Origin of the sequence: Shewanella sp. HN-41, assembly GCF_000217915.1 — a bacterium.
Lineage (GTDB): Bacteria > Pseudomonadota > Gammaproteobacteria > Enterobacterales > Shewanellaceae > Shewanella.
Window position 1 is genome coordinate 220,365 of sequence record NZ_AFOZ01000014.1, and the last position, 14,291, is coordinate 234,655.

General features: G+C 45.7%; 13 protein-coding genes and 1 riboswitch. Of the genes, 7 read left to right on the forward strand and 6 right to left on the reverse strand.

The window, feature by feature from the left end:
* Positions 1 to 15: 15 nt before the first annotated feature.
* From lpoB to SOHN41_RS03625, 5 genes are all read right to left on the reverse strand, one after another.
* Positions 16 to 609 (reverse strand): penicillin-binding protein activator LpoB, encoded by a 594-nt coding sequence (gene lpoB, locus SOHN41_RS03605; protein ID WP_007645693.1) that lies wholly within the window; start codon positions 607 to 609, stop codon positions 16 to 18.
* Between the two features lie 61 nt (positions 610 to 670).
* Entirely contained in the window at positions 671 to 2,074 is a 1,404-nt protein-coding gene (locus tag SOHN41_RS03610) for a COG3014 family protein (protein WP_007645696.1), read from the reverse strand.
* The gene (gene def, locus SOHN41_RS03615) at positions 2,071 to 2,619 is read right to left on the reverse strand and encodes a peptide deformylase (protein WP_007645698.1); all 549 of its coding nucleotides are present in this window, start codon (positions 2,617 to 2,619) and stop codon (positions 2,071 to 2,073) included. The genes SOHN41_RS03610 and def overlap by 4 nt, the downstream gene beginning before the upstream one ends.
* A gap of 53 nt (positions 2,620 to 2,672) precedes the next feature.
* On the reverse strand, positions 2,673 to 2,885 hold the full coding sequence (locus SOHN41_RS03620) for a SlyX family protein (protein WP_007645700.1): 213 nt from the start codon (positions 2,883 to 2,885) through the stop codon (positions 2,673 to 2,675).
* A gap of 9 nt (positions 2,886 to 2,894) precedes the next feature.
* A complete protein-coding gene (locus SOHN41_RS03625) occupies positions 2,895 to 3,845 on the reverse strand; it encodes a WD40 repeat domain-containing protein (protein WP_007645702.1) in 951 nt (316 codons plus the stop codon).
* Between the two features lie 154 nt (positions 3,846 to 3,999).
* On the opposite strand from SOHN41_RS03625, the gene fkpA reads away from it, so the two are divergent.
* The 6 genes from fkpA to katB all read left to right on the forward strand — a co-directional run bounded on the left by fkpA (position 4,000) and on the right by katB (position 11,124).
* Positions 4,000 to 4,770: an FKBP-type peptidyl-prolyl cis-trans isomerase gene (fkpA, locus tag SOHN41_RS03630; protein WP_007645703.1), complete on the forward strand. Its 771-nt coding sequence runs from the start codon at positions 4,000 to 4,002 to the stop codon at positions 4,768 to 4,770.
* A 562-nt stretch (positions 4,771 to 5,332) separates the two neighbouring features.
* Positions 5,333 to 7,945: an extracellular exonuclease ExeM gene (exeM, locus tag SOHN41_RS03635; protein WP_007645704.1), complete on the forward strand. Its 2,613-nt coding sequence runs from the start codon at positions 5,333 to 5,335 to the stop codon at positions 7,943 to 7,945.
* 103 nt (positions 7,946 to 8,048) lie between these two features.
* Positions 8,049 to 8,501: a hypothetical protein gene (locus SOHN41_RS03640; protein ID WP_007645705.1), complete on the forward strand. Its 453-nt coding sequence runs from the start codon at positions 8,049 to 8,051 to the stop codon at positions 8,499 to 8,501.
* A 94-nt stretch (positions 8,502 to 8,595) separates the two neighbouring features.
* Positions 8,596 to 9,033 carry a PaaI family thioesterase gene (locus SOHN41_RS03645; protein ID WP_007645707.1) on the forward strand — a complete coding sequence of 146 codons (438 nt, stop codon included), beginning with the start codon at positions 8,596 to 8,598 and terminating at the stop codon, positions 9,031 to 9,033.
* An 82-nt stretch (positions 9,034 to 9,115) separates the two neighbouring features.
* A complete protein-coding gene (locus tag SOHN41_RS03650) occupies positions 9,116 to 9,358 on the forward strand; it encodes a YgjV family protein (RefSeq protein WP_006083966.1) in 243 nt (80 codons plus the stop codon).
* A 305-nt stretch (positions 9,359 to 9,663) separates the two neighbouring features.
* Positions 9,664 to 11,124, forward strand: a complete 1,461-nt coding sequence (katB, locus tag SOHN41_RS03655) for a catalase KatB (protein ID WP_007645713.1) — start codon at positions 9,664 to 9,666, stop codon at positions 11,122 to 11,124.
* Between the two features lie 74 nt (positions 11,125 to 11,198).
* Here katB and SOHN41_RS03660 read toward each other — a convergent pair whose 3' ends face one another.
* The gene (locus SOHN41_RS03660) at positions 11,199 to 11,753 is read right to left on the reverse strand and encodes a TMEM165/GDT1 family protein (protein WP_007645715.1); all 555 of its coding nucleotides are present in this window, start codon (positions 11,751 to 11,753) and stop codon (positions 11,199 to 11,201) included.
* A gap of 406 nt (positions 11,754 to 12,159) precedes the next feature.
* Positions 12,160 to 12,259: riboswitch (cyclic di-GMP riboswitch) on the forward strand.
* Positions 12,260 to 12,381: 122 nt separating this feature from the next.
* Here SOHN41_RS03660 and gbpA point away from each other — a divergent pair.
* The gene (gbpA, locus tag SOHN41_RS03665; RefSeq protein WP_037458132.1) at positions 12,382 to 13,827 is read left to right on the forward strand and encodes an N-acetylglucosamine-binding protein GbpA; all 1,446 of its coding nucleotides are present in this window, start codon (positions 12,382 to 12,384) and stop codon (positions 13,825 to 13,827) included.
* Positions 13,828 to 14,291: the final 464 nt, after the last annotated feature.

Consider the following 14,291-nt stretch of genomic DNA (forward strand, 5'->3'; position numbering starts at 1 on the left):
TTCCCTGTGCAGTAATTACATACCTAAGAAAGACTTAGACTTAGTCTTACGGATTTCTTTTTCATCAGACCATTCGATCAGGCCCGTTTCTAAATCCATTAGACGCATGGTCATCTTGTAGTAAACATCTTTGGTGCTGCCATCTTGTTTTACTATGCTAGACAGGTTGCCATAGAGCATATATTGGGCGCCAATTTGACGACCAAACTTGATGGCAGTTGATGGGTCAACCATGCCCGTGTTGTTTTGATAATCCAGCTGCTTACGCACCGAATCGACCTTGGTCATATCGATAAAACGGAACTTGCCAGAGCGTAACAGCTTATTGCTGATGGAGTCTGTCACTGACTCAGTATCAATATGTTCTGAGGTTTTGTTTTTAATGCTATCGACAAATAAAATCGGACGATTATTTGCAGTCATCGCTACGATCGGCGGGAAAGTCATCATGCTATCCACCATCTTAGCGGCGATGGCTTGCAGATCCGTTGAGCCAAAGTTTTCGTTGACGGTTTCAACTTCGGTGGCATCACCATATTCGACTTTAGATTGACATGCAGCCAGACCCATTACGGCAGCCAGCACAAAAATCAGTTTAAATTGTTTCATAGTCAGTTCCATTTTGTGATTGTAAAAACTTAAGACACTCGTTTTATCCCAACATTCACCGCTAGATGATTATTGAATAAATCCGAGTGTAATTACCAGTATCAATTGCCCAGACTAAGGTGGTTTTGCCTGCTGCAACGTCAATTTTGGCTGGTGGAGCCTTATCCAACTGCAAAGTATATTCCCCCGGATTGAGATAACGTCTGCCTATTTGTGCCTGTTTAGGCAGTGTTAGCCAACTGCGGCGATCCGCCTGTTCGCTGACAACGTTAAAAATCTGCATGGCTATACTGCCAATATCGGCGGCATTGTTGCCAGGCTTACCGCTTTTTTCGACCTGATAGGCCATTTCTGATTTGGCATATACCCGCGCGACTTGGCGGACCAAGGTGCCGGGTAAATCTTCCTTCAGTGCAGTAATGGCTAAGGCATCGATATTGGCAATAGGTTCGGTTTTCAGCACTGTGCCTAACCCTTGTACTTGGGTCTCCTGCACAAAAGTATTGTTTGGCCCATAGGTCGCCAGCGAAACGGTTTGCCAGTTACCGTGTATGGTAAATGGCACTGTAAGTGCTTGCTTCTCGGGTACAAAACCACGCTCGACCATTAAAATAACTTGGCCCTCAGCCGCCTCGGGGAGCTTGGCATCACCCCAGCGCTTTTTAAACTCATCGTACTGTGGCATACCGAGCTGTTTGGCAAGGCGGACTAAATCCTGTTGCAGATAGGTGTTGTCAGGGGTGATTTGTGCCGCTTTGCGGTAATCAATAAAGGCATCGTTTGGCTCGCCGAGCACTTCATGCAGTACGCCCGTGGTGTAATAACTGTAGGCATTTAAGAAAGAGCTGGTCACAGTGCCAGCCGCCTGGCCGAGTTTACTCACTTCGGCATCGACAGTGCCATTGGCCATGGCTTGTACTGACTTTTGCGACTTTTGATAGCGTTCCTGTTCAGAGCTTTGCAGCTCGTTACTGCGGCGGACTTCGACGAGCGCCCCCTGATAATCCCCACCGAACAAGTAATTCAGTGCTTGATATTGATGCAGCATAATCCGCTCATATCCAGGTCCGCGGTAGGGAATCGCGTTGTCGTTTAACACTAAGCTACTGGCTGTTGCGCCAACATCGCTGGCGCTGATTTTGGCTTTATCGTCAAAGGCGGTATAGGCGGCTACGGCTTGTTGATAGTATTGTTTGCTGCTAGCAAAATCGCCGGCGACTTGGGCAATACGGCCCGCTTCTTGGGCGTAGAGTAAACCATCGTTGCCTTGAATATTGCTCGCCAGTTTATCTATGCCTGCCAAGGGGGTTGCAGTGTTTAGCCCTTGTTTAATGGGGGCAATTTGCGAGGGATAATTGATAAAAATACTGTTATAGGCACAACCGCTGGTTCCTAATGTGAAGCCGATAATTAAGGTGCAGGTAATGGCCGATTTTACCAAAGAATTGCTGAAGGTCGTTTTCATGCTCGAGGATTGCCTTCTTGATGGATATGCTGTTTTTGCTCCGGCATTTGTGAACGCTCTAATAGGGTAATGCCTTGTAAATGGTCGAATTCATGTTGGAAGATCCGTGCAATAAATCCTGATAATTCAGTCTGCTGCCATTCACCCTGTAAATTTTGATAACGCACTTCGATCGTCTGGTGTCGAAGAATGTTAAATCTTTGTCCCGGTACTGACAGGCAACCTTCTTCGCCTGCGGTGAGGCCAGCCGATACGCTTAATATTTGTGGATTTACGACCACAAGGGGGGCCATATACGGGGCGTCAGGATAACGCTTGTTAGGGCGCGAGGCCATAATAAACAGGGCTAAAGGGCTATACACTTGGGGGGCTGCAATACCAACACCCTTGGCGGCCTCCATGGTGACTGACATTTGCTTGGCTAAATGAGAGAGTTCGGTATCGAATCGACGCACTTGGATGGCGACTTGCCTTAAGATGGCATCGCCAACGACGGCAATGGCCAATGGTGGTGGCGTTTTTTCTAACATATCATCTCTAAACATCGCATTCCCTGGATATTTATTGGCTATAGTTTCGTTAACGGACTCAGTTGCAATCAGTAATGCGGCGGTGGCGTTTCTTCTGCTTGAGTCGCCATATTACTCGGCTCTATCGCCTGTAACTTACCGACTAATAATTGGATCTGGTGTTGCTGATGAGCCACGAGCCGATTCAGTTTTATCACTTCTTGGTTTAGCTCTTCGACCGTGAGCTCCTGAAAAGCCAATTTCGTTTGTAGCTCTTCAATCTGTGTTTGTACGCCTTGCATGACTAACCTCTATTGCTGCCAAGTCTCTACTAAGCCTTGGCTACTGATACTAACGACTTTATTGGTATCTCGAATTGCCACTGAGTATACAACGGCTCCTCGGTTTTGGCTGTTTTTAGTGAGTGCTACCTGCCATTTACCGATTTGTTTCCCCGTATCTCGTTGCCAGAGTATCACCTCTCTGGCGGGGGTGCCGGTCAATAGCTGGCTGTCTTGCTTAATAAAGCGTACCGCAGAGAAGTTCATTTGGCGACGTTTAATCTCTAATTGATTGAGTAGCTTACCGCTAGTGTTGTCCCAGATTTTCGCTTCATTAGTGCTACCATTGGTAAAACTTAGGCTGCCACTATCATTGAGGGCAACTTTGGTGATTCGACTGCTTAAGGTCCAAGTGTGCAGGGGTTGTCCGGTTTGTGCCTGCCAGAGAATGGCCTGCATATCGTTAGATCCAGTCAAGGCGATGCGACCATCGGCTGAAAGGGCGACGCTATTTACTCGCTCTTTATGACCTAGAAATTTGATTAACGCTGTTTTGGCCGCATTTAACGACATGACAGTTCCATCATTCAGCCCAATTAAGAGGGCGCCAGTATCGGCAACCGCGACGCTTTCGCCCGATGAGGGCAATGACCACCAACCTATGGATTTACCGTCGGCTATTGTCCATAGCGCAACTGAATCCCGGCTTAATGAAGCGGCAAATAGCCCATTGGGGGAGATGGCGGTGCTTGTGACACCTGTATTGATATCGCCATGTATCCATTGGTATTTTAATGTATGGGTGCTTAAATCCCAATATTGGACGCCCTCACTTTGAGTCGCAACCAAGGCGAATTGAGCATTACTCGAGAGGCTGGCACTATAACTAGGTCCAGTCGTGAGGACGCTAATATCATCGGCTTTGGGCTGGCAAGCAGTCAGAAAAATTGCACAAATTACCAGCAGTAGATTTTTCTTCATGAACTTGCTCCTAAAGTTGGTGTCTCTAGTCTCGAGAGAGTGAGATTAATCACTGTTAACCCATAAAGAATCTAGTTGGTATAACTGAGATAACTAGTATAAAGTTGTCGCGCTTAGGTTATTGTAACCGCTTGAGGATGCTGAGGAAGCTTTAATGAAATCGATTTATAAATTATCGTTAGTTGCATTGGCTGTTATTGGCCTATCTGCTTGTAACCAAGAAGAAAAAGCAACAAACACAAGCGCAAATGTTGAATTAACGACAGAAGCCCAAAAAGAAGCATATAGTGTAGGCGCTTCAATCGGTCGTTACATGTCTGGCCATATCAAAGAGCAAGAAGAATTAGGCCTGCCAGTTGACCGCACTCTGATCGTTACAGGTTTTACTAACGGTTTGAATGATCAACTGAAATTAACCGAAGAAGAAATGCAAACCATTCTTCAAGGTTTAGACAAGAAGTTAAACGACAAACGTCAAGAACAAGCTAAAGCCATTGCCGCGAAAAATGTTGAGGACGGTAAAAAGTTCCTCGAAGACAACAAGGCTAAACCTGGCGTAGTCACTACTGAATCGGGTCTGCAATACGAAGTGTTAACCCCTGGTTCTGGTGAAAAACCCGCAGCAGAAGACACTGTTGAAGTGGATTACGTAGGGACTTTAATCGACGGTACTGAATTCGACAGTTCATACAAACGTGGTCAAACGGCTAAGTTCCCACTGAATCGCGTTATTCCAGGTTGGACCGAAGGCGTGCAATTAATGCCTGTGGGCGCTAAGTATAAGTTTGTTATTCCTGCAAACTTAGCCTACGGTGACCGTGATACTGGCACTATTCCACCTAACTCAACACTGATTTTCGAAGTTGAATTGAAATCAGTTGAGAAGGCCCAAGCAGAGCCTGCCGTTGAACCTGCTAAAAAGTAAGAGATTAACTGCCGCATATAAGATGCAGCAATTGAAATGCCGCTCCTAGTTGAGCGGTATTTTTTTGTCTTGAAAATGCCGATTGTTTTAATGTGCTTAGCAAAGGTAGATACAGCAAGCCTCAGGTAACACAGATATGTTTAACCTTTAGATTTTATCTGACACGGTGAGTTATTTTATTTCAAAATAATGAATACATAGTTAAGTTTTAAATAAATCAATTGAGCTTTGTATGGGATTTTTTATATTTTATTTGGTACTTCGTTCTGAATAATATCATTAAAATATCACATTTAAATATTGTTGATTATTTGTTCGTTGACGGGAAGAAATTCAGTTTATATGTACTAGTCTTACTGGTTGTTTTTATTTGACTAATACTTTTGTTTTATACGCCTGTTCTGTAGTGTGAACAATTGACTGCATATAATCATTTACTCATCAATATGTTACATAGCCAATGTGAGATCTTGCCCTCTTTTTTTACGCTTACAACTCTGAAATAATCCGCCCGCACGTTAATAGAAGTTAGCGGCAATATTATAACAATGGGGTTGATGATATGGATAATGTTAATAAGTTAACGGCTATTTCTTTAGCGGTTGCGGCAGCTTTACCTATGATGGCAAGCGCTGATGTGATGATTACCGAATATGTTGAAGGTAGCTCAAATAATAAAGCGATTGAACTGTATAACGGCGGCGATACGGTAATTGACCTCGCGGGTTATAAACTGGTTCGTTATAAAGATGGTGCAACAGATGCGTTAGATATGCAGGCCTTAGATGGCCAAACTATTGCGCCTAAATCTACTAAGGTTATTTTAAATTCCAGTGGTACTATTACTCTGGCTCAAGGTGTCGATAGTTTCTCTGGCACGTTAAGTTTTAACGGTGGCGATGCGGTTGCTTTAGTGAAAGATGGCGCCGTTGTCGATATTATTGGTGACGTGCCAACTCCAGCGGGTTGGGGGTTGGATGTTACCCTCAAGCGTAAACTTGACTCATTAGTGGCGAACACTGTCTTCAATTCTGTCCAGTGGGAACAATTACCAAAAGATACTTTTTCTGGCTTAGGTTCGTTAGACACACCAGCGGAGCCTGAAGTACCTGTTTTTAACTGCAGTGGTGCGAAAATAGTACCGATTTATCAAGTGCAAGGCGCGGGTGAGTCTAGCCCCTACGTTCCAGAAGGTGTATTTGAATCTGAAGCCGAAGTCACAGTGCGCGGCGTAGTGACTGCCCGTGGCGAAAGCTTATTTAAAGGTTTTTATCTACAAGAAGTGAAAGGTGATAACTCACCGTATACCTCTGATGGTGTGTTTGTTTTCCTCGGTGAAGCTGCGCCTGAAGCGATTCAACCAGGAGTTGAAGTCTGCGTACAAGGTAAGGTGAAGGAATATTTCGGTCTAACCCAAATTGATATAAAAACCGACAAGAAATTTGAGGTCGGTACTAAGGGAGAAGTCCCCGTTGTCGCGCCTTTCTATGTCGCCGATGGCGAAACCTTAGCGCAAGCACTAGAGCGTTATGAAGGCATGAATGTGGCTTTAGATGCGGGCAGCGATCTTAAGATCAGCCGTACCTTCAGCTATGATTACGCTGGCCGTCGCAACAACATGTTAGTGTCTTATAAAGAACCGCTAATGAAGTCAACACAGCTGTATCCCGCGCTTTCTCCCGAAGCGATTGCCTTAGTCAAATCTAACCTAGCTAACCAACTCTTTATCGAGTCTGATTACAAACCTGCTGATGGCGTTATTCCATACTTCCCTGATTTTAATGTGGAAACAGGTTATATCCGCGTGGGTGACCAACTGACTAACCTGCAGGGTGTGATTGGTTACAGCTACGGTGCCTATCGTTTAGTGGCAACTAACACTATTACCGCGGGGGATTTCATTCGTGGTGACGACAGAACCGATGCGCCAAGCGTAGCAACTAAGGGCGATCTGCGGGTTGCCAGCTTTAACGTATTGAACTTCTTCAACGATGTCGTTGGCGGCGATACTAACCCTTCAGGTAGCAACCGTGGTGCATTGACCGAAGAGGAAATGCTGTTACAACGCACCAAAATTGTCAGTGCCATTACCGCTATGAATGCCGATATTGTCGGTTTGATGGAAATCGCTAACAATGGCTTTGGCGAAAAGAGCGCGATTAAAAACTTAGTCGATGCGTTAAACGAGAAGCAAACGCCTGAAAATGCGTATAGTTTTGTTGAGCTCGCCGATGACGACAAGTATGACGGCAAGTACTTTGGCTCCGATGCGATCACTGTGGGCATGTTATACCGTGGCGGCAAAGTGACCTTAGCGGGTGCGGCGCAAGCTATCGATACTCCCGAGCAACATGCCAGTGCTGGCAGCGTGACTCGTACTAAAGATGGCAAAACGGAGACTAACCCAGGTAACGATGCTTACCAACGCCACAGCTTAGCGCAAACCTTTAAGATCCATGACGAATCCCTGACGGTAGTCGTTAATCACTTGAAATCGAAAGGCTCAGGCTGTTTAGAGGATTGGGCTAACTTTGAAGATAAGACAGATCCTGCCGATCAACAGGGCAAGTGTAATGCCTTCCGTGTATCTGCAGCCAAAGTCTTGGGTGAAGCGCTAAAAGATGTGAAGGGCGATTTACTGGTTATCGGTGATATGAATGCCTATGGCATGGAAGATCCTATCCGTGTGCTGACCGATTTTGATGCGAGCAAGTCAGATCGCGACATCATGACAGCCTCTTGGACGACGCTCGATGGCAGAGTGTTTGAACGCCAAGGCAGCAAGATTGAGAAGGGTTATGGCCTAATCAACTTAAACACTAAGGCACACGGCGCAGGCACTTATTCCTACAGCTATAACGGCGAGTTAGGTAACTTAGACCACGCTTTAGCCAATGCTAGCCTAGCCAAACGTTTAGTGGATATTGAAGATTGGCATATCAACTCGGTGGAATCGAACCTGTTTGAATACGGCAAGAAATTCTCTGGTGATTTAGCTAAATCTGAAAATGCCTTCTCGGCCTCGGATCACGATCCTGTGATTGTCGCCCTGAGTTACCCTGCGCCAGTTGAACCCCCTAAGCCAGAACCTAAACCTAAGGATGATGGCGGTGCACTGGGCTATTTAGGCTTAGCACTGATGTCCTTGTTTGGCTTACAACGTCGTCGCCGTTAATTCAACAGTTTGATCATCACAAAGAAAATTTGTGAACTAAACTGAGAGCAAAGGGATGGTTAACCATCCCTTTTTTATGCTTTGTACTTAACGGGGGGAATATATGATCGCCACGGCTTCTTATCCCATGGAAGGTGCGAAAGCACCCATGTGGTTTTATTTTGTCGCAACCTTTAGTTTATTGTGGAATATCATGGGGTTCTTGGCATTTGTTATTCAAATGACGATAACGCCGGAAGCGATGACGCAGATGAGCCCTGATCAAATCAAGCTCTATGAATCTACACCGGGATGGGTTGATCTTGTTTTTGGCTTTGCAGTGGTATCCGGGGTACTAGGATGTTTGTTGTTAATTTTGAAAAAAGCCTTATCTTATAAAGTATTATTGGCATCACTTATCGCAGTGTTAATGCAAATGGGTTATGTATTCGGTATTCAGCAAGCCGCCGTTGTCCTAGGGAGTGGCAGTCTTATTATGCCGAGTGTCGTGATCCTTTGGGGCATTTTTCTCGTCTGGTTTAGCCATTTTTGCATCACTAAACGGTGGTTAACCTAAATGGATTTTGGTTTGATTTAGCTCTTGTGAATCTATTGAACTTCATCCAGTTCCCAGTAAACTGCTCATTGGTTTTATTTACTAGGATGTTGAAATGAGTATTTGGTTTAGACCTGTAACCTTAGAAGATTGCGCACGTTTAGATGCTGGAATGGGCGGTAAAGGCACATTAATGCAGACCTTAGGGATTGAGATCAGCGAAATTGGCGATGATTATATGAAGGCCACTATGCCAGCCAGTCCTGCGGTACATAACCCACTAGGCATAGTACATGGCGGCGCGAATGTTGCTCTTGCCGAAACCGTTGCCAGCTATGCGGCCAATTTTGCAGTGGATTTTGAGCAGTACTATTGTGTCGGACAAGAGATTAATGCCAATCATCTAAGAGCTTCCCGTAATGGGGTGTTAACTGCCACGGCTAAACCCATCCATTTAGGGAAACGCAGTTCGGTATGGGAAGTGTTAATCCATAACAGCGCCGGTGAATTGACTTGTATTTCACGGATGACGGCGGCTGTTGTTAAACGCTAAATGTAATGAAATAGCCTATTTCCTGTGGTGTAAATGGCGTGTCAATCGTTTGATTTCAATAGCATATTAATAAGGATGGGATATGGATAACGCGACAATTTGGGAATGGGTTGGTTATTTAGCGTCTGTGGTCGTCGCAATATCATTGATGATGTCAAACATCAAAAAACTGCGCTGGTGGAACCTCATCGGTGCGGCTTTATTTGTGGCTTACGGCGTGGCAATAGGGGCTTATCCTGTTGCCTTAGTTAACTTTTTTATCGTACTGATTGACACTTATTATCTGGTTAAGCTTTACCGCGAAGCCGACTTACCCGCCAGTTAATGACAATGCCTCATTTTTCTCCGCTTTATCGCAGCGAGCAGCCATTGGGATTTTCAACCGCATCTTAAGTGATGTGAGCGGATCATTGGCTGTGAGTCCACCTAATCGTTTACCTGCCTTGCTAACTCATTCTTAATCCTTTTTATAGATTACATAAATCTAGTTTAATCGTTTTATTCTCGAACGATAATTATCTATTCTTGCTCCATCAACAAAACGTTGTCCGCCAAGGAGATAAGCCATGGCCACCATTTACGATTTAATTGAATCTTGGGTTAACACCAATCAAGAATGAGGAGCAAGCTATGAGCCAACAATATTTAACAAGCCAAAACGGCGCCCCTGTCGCCGACGATCAAAACTCATTGTCAGCAGGTGAACGTGGTCCTTTATTACTGCAAGATTGGCATCTAATTGAAAAATTAGCGCATTTCAACCGTGAGCGTATCCCTGAGCGTATCGTGCATGCCAAAGGCACTGGGGTTTACGGCACATTTACCCTGACCAAAGATTTAAGCGATTACACCATTGCCGACCATTTCAATGGCGTTGGTAAGCAAACTGAAACCTTTATTCGTTTCTCGACCGTAGGTGGCGAAATGGGCTCTGCCGATGCCGAGCGCGATCCACGCGGTTTTGGTTTACGTTTCTACACGGCACGCGGTAATCACGATATTGTGGGTAACAACACCCCGACTTTCTTCCTGCGTGACGGGATTAAGTTCCCTGATTTTATCCATACGCAAAAGCGCAACCCATTGACTAATCTTAAAGATCCACAAGCAATGTGGGACTTCTGGTCATTAAACCCTGAAGCTATGCATCAAGTGACCATTTTGATGTCGGATCGCGGTATTCCGGCCAATTACCGCCAAATGCACGGTTATGGTTCGCATACCTTCTCTTTCTGGAATGCGAAGGGGGAGCGTTTCTGGGTGAAGTTCCACTTTAAATCACAGCAAGGGGTGGTGAACTTAACTAACGAACAGGCTGATAAATTAAAAGGGATCGATCCCGATTCATCGCAGCGCGATATGGTGGTGGCGATCACCGATGGTAACTTCCCGCGTTGGGCTGTTAACGTGCAGATCATGCCTGAGGCCGATGCCAACACTTATCGTATCAACCCATTTGATTTAACGAAGGTTTGGCCGCATAGCGACTATCCGTTAATTGAGATTGGGGTGTTAGAGCTGAACCGTTTACCACAAAACTACTTTGCCGAAGTTGAGCAAGTGGCATTGGCGCCAAGCAATTTGGTTCCTGGGGTTGGGGCTTCACCAGACAAGATGTTGCAGGCACGTTTATTTGCCTATGCCGATGCCCAGCGTTACCGCATCGGGGCGAATTACAACCAGTTACCCGTAAACTGCCCACATGCGGCTAAGGCAAACCATCATCAACGTGCGGGTGCGATGGCGGGCACACAATGCCCTTACCATGGTAGTCAAACGGGTGGTGACGCGTCAGCAAACTATGGCCCGAACAGCACAGCGGATGCCTTGGTGGAACCAGCAAACTTTGCCGAACCACCGCTGCGTTTAGAGGGCGAAGCGGCACGTTACAGCCGTTACAATCAGGATGATTACACCCAAGCGGGTAATCTGTACCGCATCTTCAGCGAAGATGAGAAAGCACGCTTAGTGGCAACCATTTCTGGCTCACTCAGTCAGGTGAGTTTAGATGTACAACAACGCATGTTGGCACATTTCCAAAAGGCCGATACGGATTACGGCCAAAGGATCAAAACCGCACTGGGGTTATAAGTTAATCAGTCAGACGCTATAAAAAAGGCCAGTGTTATCACTGGCCTTTGGTTTATCCAAACTTAATCAACTCGTTAAAACACTAGCGTTGCAACGCCTAAGAATGCGAACAATACAGCGCAGCCACGGTGTATCCATTGCATAGGTAATTTTTCGGCACTGAAATGGCCTGCGATCACTACGGGTACATTGGCAAGCAGCATGCCTAAGGTCGTGCCCGCAACCACCATAGTTAATGAATCGTATTTTGCGGCTAATACGACAGTCGCGATCTGAGTCTTGTCGCCCATTTCGGCGATAAAGAACAGAATAAAGGTCGCGACAAAAGGCCCCATCTTGTAGAAACGGCTCTCTTCGGCATCGACTTTATCGGGGATTAACACCCAAAGGGCAATTGCGAAGAAAGATGCGGCCACCAAATAACGTGCTACATCTGGGCTGACCCAGTTAATTGCCCATTGGCCAATCCAAGCTGCGGCAAAATGGTTGAATAGTGTCGACAGCAAAATACCTAAAATAATGGCAGTTTTATTTTTAAATCTTGCGGCGAGCAATAGTGCAAGTAATTGAGTTTTATCACCAATTTCGGCAATGGCAACCGTAAAGGTTGAGGAGAGTAGAGCTTCCAAGTGTGATCCTTTAGGGGTGGTTAAGACATAAGCACAATAAACCGTCCACCCCTAGGTGCAGTCATTGTGCTCAGGTCTTGCTGGGCAAATCGATGATTTGCTGTGAACACCATGGCGTGTGGCCAAGTATGTTGATGTTCACCCTAGATGACGATGGTTCGACATCCAGTTAGCTACTCCCCCGAAGCGAGGTGGGCATTATACCTAAGTGAAAGTCGGTTTCAAGCACGAGTTTATTACAGTAGGCATGAATGTTTGACGGGTGTCAGAATAATACCGCGCGACATTCTGTAATTATATGAATATAAATGAATTAATTTTTGACAGCGCTGTCTTTTGTTGCTAATTTAGCCAGGTCATTGCTACTCGATTACATACTATTAACTCGTAGTGATTCGATGACACCTACTGTATTTGGCAAACTAATTGAAAAGTTAGGACGCAAAGCTTCCGGTCTAAGGTTGTAAAGGGATTTTTTAGTGAACTAAGATAGCGGAGTTGCCGCAGAATTCGATTTCTGTGAAAGATAAACGACTGCTGTTTAATGCTGTTGTTTGCCCAAATACCACTTTTATACCTAAGCCCAAGCCAATACTGGCGAAGAGGGCTGCAAATGGAGTGCATTAAAGTGGCAAATCCTACTGTTTTTTCCCCTGTTTCTAAATTGAGTTTATTGGCCGCCGCAGTGATGGCAGCCAATGCGTTTGTGAGTCTCTCTGCACAGGCACACGGCTATGTAGTGGCGCCAGAGTCACGCTCCTATGCCTGTAAAACCGGCAACAATGCCAACTGTGGCGCGGTGCAATGGGAACCGCAAAGCGTTGAAGGACCATCGGGTTTTCCTGAATCGGGTCCTGCGGATGGCAAACTGGCGAGTGCGGGTAATGGTGCTTTCTCGCCTTTAGATGAACAGAGTCCCAGCCGTTGGTCAAAGACAGATATTAAAGCGGGCTGGAATAAGTTCAGTTGGCAGTTCACTGCCAATCATGTCACCCGCAATTGGCGTTATTATTTAACCCGCCAAGATTGGGATCAAAACCAAGCTCTGAGCCGTGCGAGCTTTGACTTAGCGCCATTCTGCGTGGTCGATGGTGGCATGGTGCAGCCGCCTAAGTTAGTGACCCATGACTGCTACGTGCCAGAAGGTCGCAGCGGTTATCAAGTCATTTTAGCCGTGTGGGAAGTGGGCGATACCACCAACAGTTTCTACAATGCTATCGATGTGAACTTGGGCTCGGGTCCCGTCGTACCGGGTGAATGGCTCGATGTGGGCGACATTAATCCGTCACTCGATCTCAAGGCCGGTGATAAAGTGATGACCAGAGTGTTTGATGCCAATGGTGAGCAAACGGCTAAGCAAACAGTCATTACCATTAGCGATGCGACTCAAGGTGATAAACAAAATTGGCCTTTCCTATTGGCGAGCGCGATTAATGCCCAGCGGTCTCAGTTAAAAGCGGGACAAAAAAATGCATCTGGTGTGATTGAGCCTGTGTATGGCAAAAACGACATTTTTACCGCGACAACTTCAGGTATTGAGCGTGTCGAAGTGGGATTCGATCTGGCGCCTGCGCCGGGCAACAGCTTAGAAGTCACTTCACTTGCCGACGATTATCACATTATCGACGGCGCGGCGCAGGTCAGCTTCGATGTGACCAGTAACACCGAAATGCTAGTGTCAGCGTATTTATTTAGCCACGATGGCACGGCTGCGGGTTTTGTGAGCCAAACCGTTAACAATACCAGTGCGAGCTTAGTGTTAGACGTGGTTGCGCCTAAAGCTGGGCATTATCACTTGCAGGTTAAAGCTGAGCCTAAACAAGGTGATGTTATTCAGCAGAACTTTGATCTCTTCTTAAAGGATCAAGCACCAACGCCGGAAGCGGATTTTGTCTTCCCTGAAGGCGTCAAAGGTTACGTTGCGGGCACCACAGTGTTACAGCCTAAAAATGGCAAAGTGTATCAATGTAAGCCATTCCCCTATAGCGGCTATTGTATACAGTGGTCGGCTTCTGCTACAGGATTTGAGCCTGGTGTTGGCGCTTCTTGGACTATGGCGTGGACCGAGCTGTAAATTAAGATGCTGAGTTAACATTTTTCTCAATATTATGTGACTGGGCTTAAACACAGCGAATATGTTTAAGCCTATATTCTGCGCGTTTGTGACGGTTAAAATTAAAATACACGTTTTACCTCTATTCACCCCTAATGCGGCATTTCATGCATTTCCAACAAAGGTAGTGACTTTGTCGGCTTGTATGTTTTCGTTTACCACAGTGCTATTCAGTTGTTACCGTACAGCGCGCGACTTATCTTTGTTCATAACTGGCTTGCCCACTGGGTTTGGCTCTGTTAATGTCCCAAGCTATCTATTTTGCCTATGTTGTTATTGGGATTATCACAATTGAAAGTCATGCCACTTTTATGCAACCGATTTAGTTAGCCTCAATGGCTACTGGGTTGCAATATTCAAAAGCTATTGGGGCCAATTGATCTGCTAGATGGAGATCCGATTGGATGCTTTTTGAAGATGTTCTA

Excerpts from the sequence above, each read along its gene's own strand:
- lpoB (WP_007645693.1), bottom strand. The coding sequence starts at position 609 with ATGAAACAATTTAAACTGATTTTTGTGCTGGCTGCCGTAATGGGTCTG.
- SOHN41_RS03610 (WP_007645696.1), bottom strand. The coding sequence starts at position 2,074 with ATGAAAACGACCTTCAGCAATTCTTTGGTAAAATCGGCCATTACCTGC.
- def (WP_007645698.1), bottom strand. The coding sequence starts at position 2,619 with ATGTTTAGAGATGATATGTTAGAAAAAACGCCACCACCATTGGCCATT.
- SOHN41_RS03620 (WP_007645700.1), bottom strand. The coding sequence starts at position 2,885 with ATGCAAGGCGTACAAACACAGATTGAAGAGCTACAAACGAAATTGGCT.
- SOHN41_RS03625 (WP_007645702.1), bottom strand. The coding sequence starts at position 3,845 with ATGAAGAAAAATCTACTGCTGGTAATTTGTGCAATTTTTCTGACTGCT.
- fkpA (WP_007645703.1), top strand. The coding sequence starts at position 4,000 with ATGAAATCGATTTATAAATTATCGTTAGTTGCATTGGCTGTTATTGGC.
- exeM (WP_007645704.1), top strand. The coding sequence starts at position 5,333 with ATGGATAATGTTAATAAGTTAACGGCTATTTCTTTAGCGGTTGCGGCA.
- SOHN41_RS03640 (WP_007645705.1), top strand. The coding sequence starts at position 8,049 with ATGATCGCCACGGCTTCTTATCCCATGGAAGGTGCGAAAGCACCCATG.
- SOHN41_RS03645 (WP_007645707.1), top strand. The coding sequence starts at position 8,596 with ATGAGTATTTGGTTTAGACCTGTAACCTTAGAAGATTGCGCACGTTTA.
- SOHN41_RS03650 (WP_006083966.1), top strand. The coding sequence starts at position 9,116 with ATGGATAACGCGACAATTTGGGAATGGGTTGGTTATTTAGCGTCTGTG.
- katB (WP_007645713.1), top strand. The coding sequence starts at position 9,664 with ATGAGCCAACAATATTTAACAAGCCAAAACGGCGCCCCTGTCGCCGAC.